Source organism: Gordonia sp. 'Campus' (genome assembly GCF_022206305.1).
Classification (GTDB): Bacteria; Actinomycetota; Actinomycetes; order Mycobacteriales; family Mycobacteriaceae; genus Gordonia.
Genome location: NZ_JAKOIW010000002.1, coordinates 179,623 through 195,831, shown reverse-complemented (window position 1 = coordinate 195,831; position 16,209 = coordinate 179,623). Strand labels below are relative to the sequence as shown.

Genomic DNA, 16,209 nt, shown 5'->3' with positions numbered 1-16,209 from the left:
GCCCGACATCCGGTACGTTCTACAGCCATGGCTCCAGTCACCACGGATTCGCAGGCGTCGGGGTCGTCTGCCGACGACCCCCGACCGCGTGCGGTCCGCGCCTACCTCGTCGACGATCACGAGCTCGTCCGCCGGGGCCTGCGCGACCTGCTCGGGACCGCCGGTGACATCGAGGTGGTCGGTGAGGCCGCGTCGGTCGGCGAGGCGCTCGTCGGCATCCTGGCGACCCGGCCGGATGTCGCCGTTCTCGACGTACGCCTGCCCGACGGCAGCGGCGTCGAGCTGTGCCGGGACGTACGGGCCGCCGAGCCCTCGATCCAGTGCCTGATGCTCACCAGCTATGCCGACGACGATGCGCTGCTCGCGGCGGTCCTGGCCGGCGCGTCGGGCTTCGTGCTCAAACAGATCCTGGGCCACAACCTGGTCGCCGCGGTCCGTACGGTCGGTCGCGGCGGTTCCCTGCTCGACGACCGCTCGACCGCCGCCCTCCTGGCGAAGCTGCGCGACGGCAAGCAGACCGAGAAGGACCCGCTCGCCGAGCTGACCCACCAGGAACGCGAGGTGTTCGCGCTGATCGGCGAGGGACTGACCAACCGGCAGATCGCCGAACGGATGTTCCTGGCGGAGAAGACGATCAAGAACTACGTGTCCCGCATTCTCGGCAAGCTGGACATGCAGCGCCGCACGCAGGTCGCGGTGATGGCGACCAAGCTGAACGACGGCCGCGACTAGGCGAGCAGCGGAACCGACCAGGTCAGCGTGGTCCCGCCGTTCGGAGTGTCCACCGCGTCGGGTCGCCGGGGACGGGTCACGATGCTGAACGTGCCGTCGCAGTCCTCCGCGCGACGGGTCAGGTTCTCCAGACCGCGGTAGGTGACGTCGGCCCCGATTCCGATGCCGTCGTCACTGATCTCGACGGTGAGCACGTCGTCCGCGCTGACCGAGACCGCGATGTTCTCCGCACGAGCGTGCCGCAGGGCGTTGCTCAACCCCTCCCGCAGGACGGCGTCGATGTGGGGACCGAGCGCATCGGGCACGACCGTGTCCACCGGACCCTCGAACTCCACGCTCGGCGAGATCGGCGCGTGCCCGGACAGTTCCGAGACGACATCGAGGACGCGTCGCCGCAGGGTCGGGTCGTCCTGGGCGGACGCGGTCTGCAGGTCGAAGATCGAGGTGCGGATCTGCGCAATGGTGCGGTCGAGGTCGGTCATGATCTGCTCGAGCCGCGTGGTGGCCGCGGCCGGATCGGTGTACCCGGCCAGCAGCGTCTGCACCGACATACCCACTGCGAAGAGACGCTGGATGACGTGGTCGTGCAGGTCCCGGGCGATGCGGTGGCGATCTTCGAGCACCTCGAGGTCACGCGCGATCTGCTGTTGTTCGGCGTAGACGACCGCCAGCGACGCGACTTCGGCGACGCCGGCCAGTCCCGCGATCTCCTCGTCGTCCCAGTACGGGCGGTTGCGGTGGGTGATGAGCATCCAGCCGAACGCGCCGGACGCGCGCTGCAGCGGCTGCACGGAGGTCCACCGTGCGCCGTGCCGGATCAGCGACTGCGCGATCTGCCCGGAACGTTGCACCTTCAGAGCCGTCGCCTCCGGTGGCATGAAGCTGTCGATCTCCACCCGCTCCCCGGTGTGACCGCGCACGGTCACCTCGCCGTCGAGCTCGGTCAGCAGGTACACATCGACCGCGCCGACCAGATCGGCGACGTCGGCACACATGCGGGACATGGTGTCGGACAACGCGATTCCGGCGAGTGGTTCCGACCCGCGGCGGGCCAGCACCTGCATCCAGCGGTGCCGGGTACGCGCCCGTTCGAACAGTCCCGCGTTGTCCACCGCGATACCCGCGGCCACGGCGAGCACCGCGACGACTCCCTCGTCGATCTCGGAGAAGTCCTCCGCCGACCTCTTCTCGGTGAGGTAGATGCTGCCGAACACCTCGCCGCGCACCATGATCGGCGCGCCGAGGAAGGTGTGCATGGGCGGATGATTGGGCGGGAAGCCGACCGAGGTCGGGTGGGCACCGAGGTCGTGGATGCGATGTAGGCGGGGGTCGTCGATGAGCAGACCCAGCACTCCCCGCCCCACCGGCAGATGGCCCATCGTGGCGCGCTGCGACTCGGTGATGCCGATGTGCACGAACTCGCTGAGCCCGCCGTCGGGACCACGTACGCCGAGCGCTCCGTACTGTGCGTCGACCAGCCCGGCCGCCACCTCGACGATGCGTTGCAGCGCCCGGTCGAGTTCCACCCCCTGCCCGACGACCAGCACCGCCTCCAGGAGCTCACGCAACAGCGCAGGGTCGTCGGCGCCGTGGTCGGCGAGCGCGTCGAGGGTCTCGCGGAGACGGTGGGTGATCATCGGGACACACGCGGCTCGCCGACGGCGACCGGTGGGGCCGTGACCGCGGCGACATCGGCGGCACGGGAGACGAATCGGGTCAATGCGGCCGGAATGGCGGCCGGATGCAGGTGCAGGTAGGAGGCATGTACCGAGGACGTCGTGACGCCATGGGTCGTTGCCCGGCCGGACGCGTCTCGCCACGCCCATGCGGGTGCCAGTGCACCGTCGCTCACTCCGCTGCGATGGAATTCGTGGCCGGTGACCCGCTCGCCGGCGCGGAACAGCACCGAGTCGTCCACCGCGACCGCGTCGCGGTAGCCCAGGGTCAGGGTCGGACCGAAGTGACCGGCGATGTCGAGGACCCCGCTCATCGGATGTCCGTCGAGTTCGGCGCACAGGTACAGCAGGCCCGCGCACTCGGCGTGGATCGGCCGGCCGGCCGCGGCGTGCGCACGGAGGTCCGCGCGCAGGACGTCGTTCGCGGCGAGCGCCTCGGCGTGCTCCTCGGGGAATCCGCCGCCGATGACGACGCCGGCCGCGTCCTCGGGCAGCCGGTCCATCAGCGGGTCGAAGACGACGACGCGTGCACCGGCGGCTTCGAGCAGCTCGGCATGCTCGGTGTAACCGAACGTGAACGCCGCGCCACCTGCCACCGCGATCACCGGATTCGACGACGGTCGCGCAAGGCCCTGCGCGGCAACGACATCCGCCGCCGACCACGGCGCCGTGTCCGGCGCCGAGCGCGCACGTGCGGCCGCCACGATCGCCGGCAGATCCAGGGCACCGGCCAGGTGTGCGGTCATCGCGTCCACCGCGGCGATGGCGTCGGCGCTCTTCTCCGCGGCCGGGATCAGGCCCAGATGTCGCGACGGGACCGTCAACGACGGATGTCTGCGCAACACACCGAGGACCGGGAGTCCCACCCGCGCACACGCTTGTCGCAGGACCAACTCGTGCCGAGGAGACCCGACCCGGTTGAGGATGACCCCGGCGATCGACACCGACGGGTCGTAGGACAGGAACCCGTGCAGCACCGCGGCCATCGACTGGCTGTGACCGGCGGCATCGACGACGAGCACGACCGGGGCGCCGATGATCGAGGCCACGTGCGCGGTCGACCCGATGCCCAGGGCACCGGTCTCGCCGTATCCGGCCCCGTTCGGGCCCGCGTCCACGATGCGCCCGTCGAACAGGCCCATGACACCCTCGACGACGGCGATGTCGGCGCCGGCCGCCCCGTGGGCGAACAGCGGCGCGATCAGGTCGTCGCCCACCAGATTGGGGTCGAGGTTGCGGCCGGGGCGCCCAGCCGCGACGGCGTGGTAGCCCGGGTCGATGTAGTCGGGTCCGACCTTGAACGGCGCGACGCGATGCCCGGCTGCGCGCAGGGCGCCGATGAGGCCGGTGGTCACCGTCGTCTTGCCGCTGCCCGATGAGGGCGCGGCGATCACGATCGCCGGGGTCGGACTCACCATTCGATCCCCTTCTGACCTTTGCGGCCGGCATCCATCGGGTGCGCGATCTTGCGCATCTCGGTCACCAGATCGGCCGCATCGACGAGCTTCTGCGGGGCACGCCGCCCGGTGATGACGACGTGCTGCCGGCCCGGCCGACGGGCGAGGGTGTCGACGACCTCGGCGGTGTCCACCCACCCCCAGCCCAGCGGGTACGTGAACTCGTCGAGGACGTAGAAGTCGTGGGCGTCGGCGTCGAGCCGACGCGCGATCTCCGCCCAGCCGGCCTGGGCGGCGGCGGCGTGGTCGTCGGTGTGGTCGGAGTTGGCGCGCAGCCACGACCAGCCCTGGCCCATCTTGTGCCACTCCACGGGCCCCCCGACGCCGGTGTCGGTGTGCAGCTGCCCCAGCGTCTGCATCACCGACTCCTCGCCGACCTTCCACTTCGCGCTCTTGACGAACTGGAAGACGGCGACACGCAGGCCTGCGTTCCACGCGCGCATCGCCATGCCGAAGGCGGCGGTCGACTTGCCCTTGCCGTCGCCGGTGTGCACCGCGAGCACGGGTTGGTTGCGGCGCTGCCGCGTCGTCAGCCCGTCATCGGGAACGGTGGCCGGGACCCCTTGGGGCACTTGAGTTCTCCTTCTCTCATCTGCTGCTCGCCGGTCGGGTGAGCTCGCGGGTGGGAACTAGGCCGCGCCCCGCGCCGGGTGTGGGCCCGACGCGGTGAGGGCGGTCATGGACAGTTCGTCCATCGGGATCAGATCGCCGCCGAGGTGCGCGGCGAGGTCGCGGGCGAGACCGAGCCGCACCATGCCCTGCTCGCAGTCGACGACCACGGACTCGATACCCCGGCGGCGGATCTCCCCCGCCGCGGCACGCGCCCGCGCCATCGCATCGCGGCCGGAGGCGTCTCGGCCGGAGGTGGCACGTCCGTCCGTCAGGACGACGAGCAGCGGCCGCCGGTCGGGCTCGGCACGCCGGCACCGCCCGACGACGTCGGCAGCGAGCTGCAGTCCCTCGCCCAGCGGCGTCCGACCGCCGGTGCGGATCTCCGACAGCCTGCGGACCGCGATGTCGACGGACTTGGTGGGTGGGACCGCCAGTGTCGCCTCCGAGCCCCGTGCCACGACGACGGCAACCCGGTCGCGGCGGGTGTAGGAGTCGCGCAGCATCTCCACGCACAACTCGGACACCGCGGCCAGCCGGCGCCGGGCCGTCATCGAACCGCTCAGGTCCACGACGAAGACGACGAGATTGGATTCCTGCCCGATGCGCTGCGCCGAGCGGAGATCGGCGGCGGCGATCCGCACCGGCGACATCTCCGCCGGGGACCGGCCGGCAGATCGTCCGGCCGCGGCGAGGATCGTGCCGAACAGGTGGACCGGACGCGCGGCGTCGAAGTCGACGGCGTGGGTGGTGTGCCCGCGCCGGCTCCGTGCCTTCGAGCGACGACCCGGGTCCCCGTCCCCGACACCGTCGAGGCGGAGTGCCTGCATTCGCCGACCGCCGGTCACGGGTACCGAACCGAACGCCGGACCGGGCGCGCTCTGCGACGAGGGTGCCGCCTGCGGCTCGGGTTCGGCGGGTTGATCGCGCCCGGTGGCATCGGACTCGGTGGCACCGGACTCGGTGGCACCGGGCTCGCTGGCACCGGCTTCGGACGGGTCGAGGGCCTGCGGCTCGCGCCCACCACCCGGCGGGTCACCCTCTGGAGGTCCGGGATCGTCGTCGGGAGGTCCGGGATCGTCGTCGGGTGCCCCGGGTCCGGCGGCGTCGTCCCCGGCCGACATGGCGTCGTCGAGCTGGTCGGAGGACAGTCCCGACTCGTCGAACGGGTTGCGACGGCGACGGTGCGGCAGCGCCAGTTCGACAGCAGCACGCACGTCCACCTCCTCGACGGTGTCAGCGCCTCGCCACGCGGCGTGCGCGACGGCTGTCCGCGCGACCACGATGTCGCCGCGGAGCCCGTCGACATCGAGATGGGCGCAGATACCGGCGATCCGACGCATCTCCCGATCGGGCAGCGAGACCTCGTCGACCGCCATCCGCGCGGTCGCGATCCGCCGCGTCAGCTCGCGTTCGGCGTCCAGGTGGGCGTCGACGAATGACGCGGGGTCGGCGTCGAACGACATCCGGCGGCGAACCACCTCGACGCGTTCGTCGATGTCGCGGGCGGCGGCCACGTCGACGGCCAGCCCGAAGCGGTCCAGCAACTGGGGCCGAAGCTCCCCCTCTTCGGGGTTCATGGTCCCGACGAGTACGAAATCCGCAGCCTGCGTGTGGGATACGCCGTCGCGCTCGACGGTGACGCGTCCGCTGGCAGCGGCATCGAGCAGGACGTCGACGAGATGGTCGGCGAGCAGGTTGACCTCGTCGATGTAGAGCACGCCCCGATGGGCCTGTGCGAGCAGGCCAGGGGTGAACTCGGCACGGCCGTCCCGGAGTACCGACGTCAGATCCAGTGACCCGATCACCCGATCCTCGGTGGCGCCGATCGGCAGTTCGACGACTCGTCCGGCGCTCTGTCCCGGCGTACCCGCGAGCAGGGGTCCCAGTCCCCGCACGATGGTCGACTTGGCCGTACCCTTCTCACCCCGGATCAGGACGCCGCCGATACCCGGGGAGATCGCCGACAGGATGAGAGCGAGTTTGAGCTGGTGCGCACCGACGACGGCGCTGAACGGATAGCGCGGCGCATCCTGGGCGGCGGTCATCGTGATCCCGGGCGGAGCATCGACACGTGGGGAATCCCGTCTTCGAGGTAGTCGTCGCCGTCACGGACGAAACCGAACTTGCCGTACATCTCGGTGAGGTAGGTCTGCGCCTCGATCCGGCATGCGCGGTCACCGACCTCGGCCAGCGCCTCGGTCATCAGCCGCGCGACCAGACCGCGACCGCGGTGATTGCGTTCGGTGCACACCCGCCCGATCCGGAAGACCTGTTCGCCGTCCGCGGGCTGCGGCTCCTCGAGCAGGCGCAGGGTCGCCAGGACCACTCCCGCCTCGTCGGCGACGTCGGGCGGGTCGCCGCCGTCGGTGATCCAGAACTGACGGGTCGTCGGCTCGAGATCCCGGCCGTCGAGTTCGGGGTACGGGCAGGCCTGCTCCACCACGAAGACCTCCACCCGCAACCGCAGAATCCGATACAGCGTCGCGGCGTCGATGTCGGCGGCCTGGCTGCGGTGCACCCGCGGTTCGGAGATCATGTGTCGTGGTTAGCACACAAGGCCGCGCAACTTCATCCCGCGCGGATCAGCCCGCGGTTGCCGGGGCCAGCGCGCCGGCCTCGACACCGCTGGCGTCGCGGCCGGTCAGCTGCAGCGACTTGTTGGTCCAGTCCCAGACCTGTCGGTACAGGTCGCGGTTGCCGTTCAGCTTCTGACCGAAGGACGGGATGATCGCGCCCAGCTTCGACGACCATCCGGCGTATTCGGTGGGGAAGCACTGTTCGAGCACCGACAGCATGGCCGGCACCGCGGTCGACGCGCCCGGGGACGCGCCGAGCAGGCCTGCCATCGTGCCGTCGGCGGAGGCGACGACGGCCGTACCGAACTCGAGCTGCCCGCCGACGCCGGTCTTGCGGATGACCTGGACGCGCTGGCCGGCGGTGATCAGCTCCCAATCGGCACCGAGGGCGCGCGGCACGAACTCCGACAGCGTCTTGACCCGGTCCGCGGGGCCGGCGGCGAGCTCGCTGATGAGGTACTTCAGCAGCCCGAACTCCTTCGGCGCGATCGACACCATCGGCAACAGGTTGCCGGGCTTGATCGAGAAGGGCAGGTCGGTGATCTTGCCGCTCTTGAGGAACTTCGGCGACCAGCCTGCGTACGGGCCGAACAACAGACCCGGCTTGTGGTTGATCACGCGGGTGTCGAGGTGAGGCACCGACATCGGGGGCGCACCCACCGCGGCCTGGCCGTAGACCTTGGCTTGGTGTTCGGCGACGAGGTCGGGGTTGGTGCACCGGAAGAACTCGCCCGAGACCGGGAAGCCGCCGAAGCCCTTGGCCTCCTTGATGCCCGACTTCTGCAGCAGGTGCAGCGCGCCGCCGCCCGCGCCGACGAAGACGAACTTCGCGTGCACGGTCAGCTTGTCGCCGGTCCGTCCGTTCCGCACCTTCACGATCCAACTGCCGTCGGACTGCTTGGAGAGATTGGTCACCGAGTGACCGAAGTAGATGTCGGCGCCCTGGGCGACGTAGTTGATGAGCTGCTGGGTGAGTGCGCCGAAGTCGACGTCGGTGCCCTCGTCGAACCAGTTGAGGGCGACCTTCTCGCCGAAGTCGCGCCCGGCGGACATGAGCGGCAGGCGCGCGGTGAACTCGGCCGGGTCGTCGATGAACTCCATGCCCTCGAACAGGGTCTGGGTGGCCAGGCTGTCGTACCGCTTGCGCAGGTAGTCGTGTCCGTCGACGCCGTGGGTGAAGGCCACGTGCGGGATGGGATTGATGAACTCCGACGGGTCGCCGAGGATGCCGTTGTCGACGGCGTGCGCCCAGAACTGGCGCGACACCTGGAACTGCTCGTTGATGTTGAGCGCCTTGTCGATGTTGACGCCGCCGTCGGCCGTCTTCGGCGTGTAGTTCAGCTCGCACAGCGCCGAGTGCCCGGTACCCGCGTTGTTCCACGGGTCACTGCTCTCGGCCGCGGCTGCGTCGAGCTGCTCGAACAGGCTGATCGACCAGTCGGGCTGAAGCTGTCGCAGCAGGGCTCCGAGGGTGGCGCTCATGATTCCCGCACCCACCAACGCGACATCGGTCTTGATCACCGTTTTCGACACCTGGACTCCACTTCACCTGGTGGGACACTGTGACGTGTGTTCGTCGCGGCACGCCGTCCCGGATGGCCACTTCTCGACCGGGCACTTCTCGCCCGATCCTTCTCAACCGCCATTGTCCAGCATGGCACGTCCGTCGACAGAATCGACCTGCGCAACTGTGGGCTGCGCGACACCCCACCCCGTCGCGCCCGATCATTAAGCTGGCAGTCGTGAGCGCACCCGAAGCCGCCGACTGGCGGCCCGATCGATTCCTCGACGGCTACCGGCAACGCACCCTCCCCCTCGGCCCCGACCCGGACGGCCAGTCACCCATCTCCGCGACCCTCATACGCCGGGCCGACACCGTTCCCGCCCGTGGCGCGGTGCTCTACGTCCACGGTTTCACCGACTACTTCTTCCACGAGCCCCTCGCCGACTTCTTCATCGACCGCGGCTACGCGTTCTATGCCATCGACCTGCGCAAATGCGGTCGATCGCTGCAACCGCACCACACCCCGCACTTCACCACCGATCTCGCCGCATACGACGAGGAACTCGGGCGGGCGCTCGAGATCATCCTCGACGAGGTGGGCGCGGACTGCCGGGTCGTGATCGCCGGGCACTCGACCGGCGGACTCGTCACGTCCCTGTGGCTCGACCGTCTGCGGCAACACCGACCGGCGCTGCACCGTGCGGTCGACGGTCTACTCCTCAACTCGCCGTGGTTCGACCTGCAGGGCGACGCGGTGCTGCGCACGCTGCCGGTCACCATGCTCATCAAGGCGGTCGCGGCGGTCGCGCCGATGCGGGTCATCCCCAAGGAACTCTCGCAGGCCTACGGCGAGAGTCTGCACGACAGTGCGCACGGCGAGTGGAACTACGACCTCGAGGTCAAGCCCCTGGGCGGGTTCCCGGTGACCTTCGGTTTCCTCGACGCCGTGCGCAGCGGTCAGCGACATCTGCACCGCGGCATCGACGTCGGCGTCCCTGCGCTCGTCTTGCGTTCGGACAAGACACATTTCGCGCGCACCTACTCGTCGTCGACCGACCACGCGGATGCGGTTCTCGACGTCACCCAGATCGCGCGGTGGAGCGGATGTCTCGGCAATCGCGTCACCGCGGTACCCGTTCCCGACGCACGACACGATGTCTTCCTCTCGGTGCCGCACGCCCGCGAGCAGGCTTACCGTGAGGTCGACGACTGGCTGACCCGGGTCCTTGCGCCCACCGTCGCCCGATCGCCACGCACGCCATCGACGAACACCCAGTCCACAACCGGAAGCGAGAATCACCTATGACCGCCACGCAGGTCGTCGACCTGGCCATCATCGGCTCGGGCAGCGGCAACGCCATCCCGGACGACCGCTTCGCGGACAAGACGCTCGCGATCTTCGAGGAGAGCATCTACGGCGGCACCTGCCTCAATGTCGGCTGCATCCCGACCAAGATGTTCGTCTACGCCGCGGAAGTTGCCGAGATCGCCACGCACGGAGCGCGTCTCGGAGTGCACGCGAAGGTCGACTCGGTGGATTGGCCGGGCATCGTCGAGCGCGTCTTCGGACGCATCGATCCGCTGTCGGCCGGCGGCAAGGAATACCGGGTGGACCGGTGCGACAACATCACCGTCTACGACTCGCATGTCGAATTCGACGGCCGTGACGAGGAGGGTCGCCTCCGACTCGTCACGCGGGACGGCGACACCGTCCTCGCCTCGGAGGTGGTGATCGCCGCGGGCTCCCGCGCCGTCATCCCGTCGGCCGTCACCGAGTCCGGGGTCCGGTACTACACCAACAACGACGTGATGCGGCTCCCGGAGCTCCCCGAACGCCTCGTCATCCTCGGAAGCGGTTACATCGCAGCCGAATTCGCGCACGTCTTCGGCGCACTCGGCTCGCACGTCTCGATCATCGCGCGCGGTCCGGCACTATTGCGCAAGCAGGACGCCGACATCTCCAACCGCTTCAGCCAGGTGGCCCAGGAAAAGTGGGACGTCCACCTGGAGACCACGGTCACCGGTGCACAGGATCTCCCCGGCGGCGGAGTACGGGTCGAGCTGTCCGACGGCACGTCCCTCGACGCCGACGCCCTGCTGGTCGCCACCGGCCGCCGTCCGAACGGGGACCGTCTCAACCTCGACTCCGTCGGCATCGAGCTCGACGAGGAGGGCCGTGTGGTGTGCGACGCGCACGGCCGCACCGCCGCGCACGGGGTCTGGACGCTGGGCGACGTGAGCTCTCCCCATCAGCTCAAGCACGTCGCCAACCACGAACAGCGAGTGGTTCAGGCCAACCTGCTCAAGGGTTGGGATGCAACCGATCTCGAGTCCTTCGACCATCGGTACGTGCCGGCCGCGGTGTTCACCCACCCGCAGATCGCCTCGGTCGGACTCACCGAGGAGCAGGCTCGCGACGCCGGTCTCGACATCGCGGTCAAGGTCCAGGCCTACGGCGACGTCGCCTACGGCTGGGCGATGGAGGACACCACCGGATTCTGCAAGCTGATCGCCGAACGCGGCACCGGGACGATCCTCGGCGCGCACCTGATCGGCCCGCAGGCTCCGACCGTCATCCAGCCGGTGATCCAGGCCATGCACTTCGGCCAGACCGCGCACGAGCTGGCACGCGGGCAGTACTGGATCCACCCGGCCATGCCCGAGGTCCTCGAGAACGCGCTCCTCGGGTTGGAACTGGACTAGAACACGCTGGAACGCAGCGCGATCTCGCTCGCCAGGGCGCGTGCTGCGTTCTGCGGGATCCAGTGGTCGACGCCGGCGAGTTCGCAGAAGCGGAAGTCGGAGTACACGTAACGGCCGCTCCCCTGCGCCTGTTCGCGCCCGAGCGCTGCGTCGGCGTCACTCCACAGCAGCGTCGTGGGGATCTCCACCGGCGGGCAGGCCATGGTGCCCTTGATGTCGCCGACGAAGTTCGCCCGGTACCAGTTGAGGGCCGCGGTCAGCGCACCCGGCTCGCGCAGCGGGGCGAGCTCGTCCTCGCTGACGCCTGCGGCGCGCAGCACCGCCCCGTCGTCGGCGAGCAGCTTCTCCTCGGCCCCGTCGGCGACGAAATCGAGAATGTACGACGACCGTTCACGCTGATCGGTGCCGACGAGCGCATCGCGCATCGCCGACGGATGCCCGGTACTGGCCACCACCAGACCGGTGAACCGGTCCGGATACTTGGCCGCGAGATGCCAGGCGAGGATGCCACCCCAGTCGTGGCCGACCAGAATCGCATAACCGACTCCGAGCGCGTCGAGGACACCGATGACATCGGAGACCAGATGACCGAGGTGGTAGTCGGCAACGTCGCCGGGCCGCGCCCCGGGACTGTAGCCGCGCTGGTCGATGACCAGCGTGCGCAGACCCGACTCATGCAGACGCGGCACGACCTCGTCGTAGCAACGGCCGTCGACCGGAAAGCCGTGCAGCAGCAGGACCCACGGGCCGGACTCGGGACCCCCGATCCGGACGTCGAAGGTCAGATCACCGACGGCTACCTGTGACAACACGCCCGGGATGGCTTCACTCATTGGCCCACGATAACGCCTTCCTTCCGCGGGCAGACGGCTACCGAGTGTCGAGCCGATGGCGGATGATGGGTGCGGTCGCGGGCGGCCCGCCGTCGGTCAGCTTCCTCACCGCGTCGAGGTCGAGGTGTTCGGAGACGAGGTCGGCCATCTGGTCTACCTGTCGCCGGCGGACCGCATCGACGTCGGTGTCCGGCGCCACGCGGAATCCGCGCACCCCGGCCTCGGTGGCGACGTCGGTGAGCAGCCGACGCCGGAACTCGTTGCACGCCAGCAGACCATGCCAGTGGGTGCCGCGGACCGCGCCGCGCACCGCGCCTTCGGGGCCCGACCGGTCGTCGATGATCCAGGCCTGCTCCGCCGATCGCGTCACCTGGCCGTGATGGATCTCATAGCCGTTGATCGCACACCCGCCGGTCGTCGGAGCGCCCGGTCCGCGACCCGCGACGCCGGTGACCTGACGCAGTGTCTTCTCCGGACGGAACTCGATGTCGAGGTCCAGCAACCCCAGGCCGGGTACCCGGCCGCGGCCTGATTCCACGGAGTCGTCGAGGGTGTGGGCCAGCATCTGGAATCCCCCGCAGATGGCGATGATCGGCAGGCCGCGGGCTGCGCGGGACCGCAACGCCCCGTCCAGTCCGCGTCCGCGCAACCAGTCCAGATCCGAGACGGTCGCACGGGTGCCGGGCAGGACCACCAGGTCGGCCGCCGCCACGGTGGCCGGGTCGTCGACCCAGGTGACGTCGACGCCGGGCTCGCATGCCAGCGATTCGACGTCGGTGGAGTTGGAGATGCGCGGCAGCCTGATCGCCGCCACCCGCAGTCTGTCCCCCGCCACCTCCGCCGGGCCGACGACGCCCGGGGGCGGCCCGACCCGGCGGCCCACCGGGGCGGCGAGGGAGTCCTCGGCGTCGAGCCACAGGTCGTCGGCGAACGGCACGACACCCAGCGTCGGCCGACCGGTCATCTCCTCGAGCTGTTGCAGTCCCGGTTCCAGGATCGACGGGTCACCACGGAACTTGTTGACGATGTACCCGGCGATCAGTCGCTGGTCCTTCTCGTCGAGGACGGCCGTGGTCCCGAAGAGGTGCGCCAGCGACCCGCCGCGATCGATGTCGGTGACCAGCAACACCGGCAGTCGAGCCGCTTGCGCCAGGCCGAGGTTGGCGATGTCGTTGGCGCGGAGGTTGATCTCGGCCACCGAGCCGGCGCCCTCACAGATCACGACGTCGAAGTCGCGCCGCAGCCCGGCCAGCTCGTCGGCGACGACCCGCCGCAACCGAGAACGCCACCGCATGTAGTCGGCGGCACCGACGTCGCCGGCGGGACGGCCACGCAGGACGACGTGCGATCGACGGTCGCTCCCCGGTTTGAGCAGGACGGGATTGAACCGGGTGGACGGCTCGAGCCCACACGCGAAGGCCTGCAACGCCTGTGCCCGCCCGATCTCACCACCGTCGAGGGTGACCACGGAGTTGTTGGACATGTTCTGCGCCTTGAACGGCGCCACCCGCACCCCGGTTCGGGCCAACGCCCGGCACAGTCCGGCGACGATCAGGCTCTTGCCGGCATCACTGCTGGTACCGCCCACGAGCAACGCACCGCCGAAGTCGTCCACGTCGACAGAGTAGTGGCGACCGCCTGCCGGCCCCGCCGGAGTGGGCTCGCGACAGTGGCGTCGTTCACACGACGCACCGTTCGCCTCGAGCTAGCGCATGTCTGGCTACAGTGACCCCATCGGCAGTCGGGACTGCCGCTCGAGTTCGTCACCGAGGGGGTCGTCAGCGTGCAGGTCGTGGAACCCGGATCGATGTTCGCCGGGTACCGCGTCCTCTCCTTGCTCGGACGCGGCGGCATGGGCCAGGTGTGGTTGGTCGAACACCCCACCCTGGGCAGGCGCGAGGCCCTCAAGATCATCTCGCCCAATCCCGCCGACCCCAGCTTCGACGAGCGGTTCCGCAACGAGGCCCGCACCGCCGCGGCCCTCGACCACCCGGGCATCGTGACCGTCTACACCCACGGCGTCGAGAACGGCAGTCCCTGGTTCTCGATGACCTATCTCGAGGGCCAGGACCTCAACGGGGCGGCTCCGCTCCCGGTCGACGACGTGGTGACGATCGTCAGCCGTGTCGCCGACGCGCTCGATTACGCCCACGCGCAACGCGTCATCCACCGCGACATCAAACCCGCCAACATCGTCATCGCGCGCGATGCCGATGGCCGGATCACCCGGGTCACCGTTCTCGACTTCGGGATCGCCCGGCTCATGGACGGCGCGAAGATGACCGCGACCAATCTGTTCGTCGGCACGCTCGCCTACGCCGCGCCGGAGATCCTCACCGGCGAGGCCGCCATTCCGGCATCGGATCAGTATGCCTTGGCCTGCACGGCTTTTCAGGTCCTGACCGGGCAGCAGCCGTTTCCCGGTCAGACCCCGATGGCGCTCATCGCCGGCCACGTGAACACACCGCCGCCGCGGGTGTCCGACCACCGGCCGGAGCTCGCCCACCTCGACCCGGTGTTCGCGCGCGCCCTCGCCAAAGCGCCTGCCGACCGGTTCGCGTCGTGCTCGGACTTCGCCGCGACGCTGGCGCGGGCGGTCGAGACCGGCCCCTTCGGTCCGCACGGCCGACGCCCTGCCGGTGACCCGAAGCCCCCCGAGGGCTGGGTCGCGACGGCCCCCGCGCCCACTCCGGCGCACCAGACGCCACCCCTCCGGCCGGCCGCTCCGCAACCGGCGCACCAACCCCCGTACCCGCCCCCGTTCCCGGCGACCGTGCATCGTCCGGCGGCCCAGGGCCAATTCGCTCCCTCTCCGGCCTACGCGGCGGGTGGGCCGCCGATGCCGCCGCAGAACATGTATCCGATGAGTCCGGCCGGATCGCGCCCCGGTGGCGGTTCCGGCCGCGGTTCGGGCGCTCGGACGGCCTGGATTGCGGCGGCAGTCGTCGGTGTGATCGTCCTCGTGGCGGCCGTGGTGGGCACCGCGGTCGCGCTCACCGGTTCCGGGTCCGATCCTTCGACGTCTCCGGTCGCCGGTTCGTCGACGTCGAGTTCGGGCAGCCCGAGCAGTGGAGCGAGCGCCGCGGGCGACTTCGACTCCATCGCGTCCAGCGGTGACAGCACCTGCGCGGTCCGGGACGGCGAACTGTTCTGCTGGGGCGGCAACGAGCGCGGCACCCTCGGCGACGGCACCACCACCGATCGTCCGCGGCCGACCCCGATCGACGGGATCTCCGACGTCTCGGCGGTGAGCATGGGCGGTCTCGGCACCACCTGTGCCATCAGCCGCGGGGACCTCTACTGCTGGGGTTACGGAATCGGCGGGCCCGGGCAGAATGTCCCGCTCCCCACCAAGGTCGCCGGGTTGTCGCAGGTGTCCGCCGTGTCGGTCGGGTTGACGATCTGCGCCATCAGCGACGGCGATGCCTACTGCTGGCGCAACAACTCCAACGGACAGGTCGGCAACGGCAGCACGGGGACCGTCGACGTCCCGACCCGCGTCACCGGGCTGTCCGGGGTGACGGCGATCTCGACGTCGCACACCACCTCGTGCGCGATCGCCTCGGGGTCGGCGTACTGCTGGGGCGGCAACCGCGACGGCCAGATCGGCGACGGCACGACGATCGACCGCTCGACCCCTACGCGCGTCCTCGGCCTGACCGCACCGACGTCGATCAGCACCAGCCTCTACTCCACCTGCGCGGTCGCCGGCGGGGGCGGAGTGTTCTGCTGGGGACAGAACAACTCCGGCCAGCTGGGTGACGGCACCGAACAGTCTCGGCGCACCCCGACCAGGATCGATGTCCGTGGCGCCACCGAGGTGTCGACCGCGGCGTACGGCGGATGCGCCGCGGCCGGCGGTTCGGCCTACTGCTGGGGCTCGCGCAGCGGTCTGCCCGACAAGGGCCCGGACCGGGTGAACGGACTGTCCCGGGTCACGCAGATCACCACCGGTTCGGCGAATGTGTGCGCGGTGGCCGGTGCCGACGACATGTACTGCTGGGGTCTCAACGGCAACGGTCAGCTCGGCAACGGCACCACGACCGCGAGCAGCGAACCGCAGCCGGTCCGGTTCCCCGCCTGAGCCGCGGGCCGCCGCGTCGCGATCGGTGAATC

General features: G+C 70.0%; 12 protein-coding genes. 4 read left to right on the top strand and 8 right to left on the bottom strand.

What is annotated here, in order from left to right; genetic code table 11:
• The first annotated feature begins 27 nt into the window (after positions 1 to 27).
• Entirely contained in the window at positions 28 to 732 is a 705-nt protein-coding gene (locus tag MAY35_RS02920; protein ID WP_238419126.1) for a response regulator transcription factor, read from the top strand.
• Here MAY35_RS02920 and MAY35_RS02915 read toward each other — a convergent pair.
• The 6 genes from MAY35_RS02915 to mqo are packed head-to-tail and all read right to left on the bottom strand — an operon-like array spanning position 729 to position 8,586.
• The gene (locus MAY35_RS02915; RefSeq protein WP_238419125.1) at positions 729 to 2,369 is read right to left on the bottom strand and encodes a GAF domain-containing protein; all 1,641 of its coding nucleotides are present in this window, start codon (positions 2,367 to 2,369) and stop codon (positions 729 to 731) included. The two genes, MAY35_RS02920 and MAY35_RS02915, sit on opposite strands and share 4 nt — an antisense overlap.
• Positions 2,366 to 3,826, bottom strand: a complete 1,461-nt coding sequence (locus tag MAY35_RS02910) for a cobyrinate a,c-diamide synthase (RefSeq protein WP_238419124.1) — start codon at positions 3,824 to 3,826, stop codon at positions 2,366 to 2,368. Before MAY35_RS02910 ends, MAY35_RS02915 begins: the two co-directional genes overlap by 4 nt.
• Entirely contained in the window at positions 3,820 to 4,437 is a 618-nt protein-coding gene (cobO, locus tag MAY35_RS02905) for a cob(I)yrinic acid a,c-diamide adenosyltransferase (protein ID WP_238419123.1), read from the bottom strand. Before cobO ends, MAY35_RS02910 begins: the two co-directional genes overlap by 7 nt.
• Before the next feature lie 57 nt (positions 4,438 to 4,494).
• Positions 4,495 to 6,522, bottom strand: coding sequence for a VWA domain-containing protein (locus MAY35_RS02900; RefSeq protein WP_238419122.1), 2,028 nt, complete (start codon positions 6,520 to 6,522; stop codon positions 4,495 to 4,497).
• Positions 6,519 to 7,013 (bottom strand): GNAT family N-acetyltransferase, encoded by a 495-nt coding sequence (locus tag MAY35_RS02895; RefSeq protein ID WP_238419121.1) that lies wholly within the window; start codon positions 7,011 to 7,013, stop codon positions 6,519 to 6,521. The genes MAY35_RS02900 and MAY35_RS02895 overlap by 4 nt, the downstream gene beginning before the upstream one ends.
• Before the next feature lie 46 nt (positions 7,014 to 7,059).
• On the bottom strand, positions 7,060 to 8,586 hold the full coding sequence (gene mqo / locus MAY35_RS02890; RefSeq protein WP_238419120.1) for a malate dehydrogenase (quinone): 1,527 nt from the start codon (positions 8,584 to 8,586) through the stop codon (positions 7,060 to 7,062).
• 200 nt (positions 8,587 to 8,786) lie between these two features.
• Between mqo and MAY35_RS02885 the strand changes: the two genes are divergently transcribed.
• Positions 8,787 to 9,863 carry an alpha/beta hydrolase gene (locus tag MAY35_RS02885; protein ID WP_245403578.1) on the top strand — a complete coding sequence of 359 codons (1,077 nt, stop codon included), beginning with the start codon at positions 8,787 to 8,789 and terminating at the stop codon, positions 9,861 to 9,863.
• Positions 9,860 to 11,260, top strand: a complete 1,401-nt coding sequence (locus MAY35_RS02880) for a mycothione reductase (protein ID WP_238419118.1) — start codon at positions 9,860 to 9,862, stop codon at positions 11,258 to 11,260. The genes MAY35_RS02885 and MAY35_RS02880 overlap by 4 nt, the downstream gene beginning before the upstream one ends.
• On the opposite strand, the gene MAY35_RS02875 is transcribed toward MAY35_RS02880, so the two are convergent.
• Both MAY35_RS02875 and MAY35_RS02870 read right to left on the bottom strand, forming a co-directional pair.
• Entirely contained in the window at positions 11,257 to 12,093 is an 837-nt protein-coding gene (locus tag MAY35_RS02875) for an alpha/beta fold hydrolase (protein WP_238419117.1), read from the bottom strand. The genes MAY35_RS02880 and MAY35_RS02875 overlap by 4 nt on opposite strands.
• Positions 12,094 to 12,130: 37 nt before the next feature.
• Positions 12,131 to 13,708 carry a cobyric acid synthase gene (locus MAY35_RS02870; protein ID WP_238419116.1) on the bottom strand — a complete coding sequence of 526 codons (1,578 nt, stop codon included), beginning with the start codon at positions 13,706 to 13,708 and terminating at the stop codon, positions 12,131 to 12,133.
• A gap of 177 nt (positions 13,709 to 13,885) precedes the next feature.
• Here MAY35_RS02870 and MAY35_RS02865 point away from each other — a divergent pair, with 177 nt between their 5' ends.
• Positions 13,886 to 16,177, top strand: a complete 2,292-nt coding sequence (locus MAY35_RS02865) for a protein kinase (protein ID WP_374237913.1) — start codon at positions 13,886 to 13,888, stop codon at positions 16,175 to 16,177.
• The last annotated feature ends 32 nt before the right edge of the window (positions 16,178 to 16,209 follow it).

What these genes read in the sequence shown, in the direction of transcription:
- MAY35_RS02880 (WP_238419118.1), top strand. Translation starts at nt 9,860, where the DNA reads ATGACCGCCACGCAGGTCGTCGACCTGGCCATCATCGGCTCGGGCAGC.
- MAY35_RS02875 (WP_238419117.1), bottom strand. Translation starts at nt 12,093, where the DNA reads ATGAGTGAAGCCATCCCGGGCGTGTTGTCACAGGTAGCCGTCGGTGAT.
- MAY35_RS02900 (WP_238419122.1), bottom strand. Translation starts at nt 6,522, where the DNA reads ATGACCGCCGCCCAGGATGCGCCGCGCTATCCGTTCAGCGCCGTCGTC.
- MAY35_RS02910 (WP_238419124.1), bottom strand. Translation starts at nt 3,826, where the DNA reads ATGGTGAGTCCGACCCCGGCGATCGTGATCGCCGCGCCCTCATCGGGC.
- MAY35_RS02895 (WP_238419121.1), bottom strand. Translation starts at nt 7,013, where the DNA reads ATGATCTCCGAACCGCGGGTGCACCGCAGCCAGGCCGCCGACATCGAC.
- MAY35_RS02915 (WP_238419125.1), bottom strand. Translation starts at nt 2,369, where the DNA reads ATGATCACCCACCGTCTCCGCGAGACCCTCGACGCGCTCGCCGACCAC.
- MAY35_RS02920 (WP_238419126.1), top strand. Translation starts at nt 28, where the DNA reads ATGGCTCCAGTCACCACGGATTCGCAGGCGTCGGGGTCGTCTGCCGAC.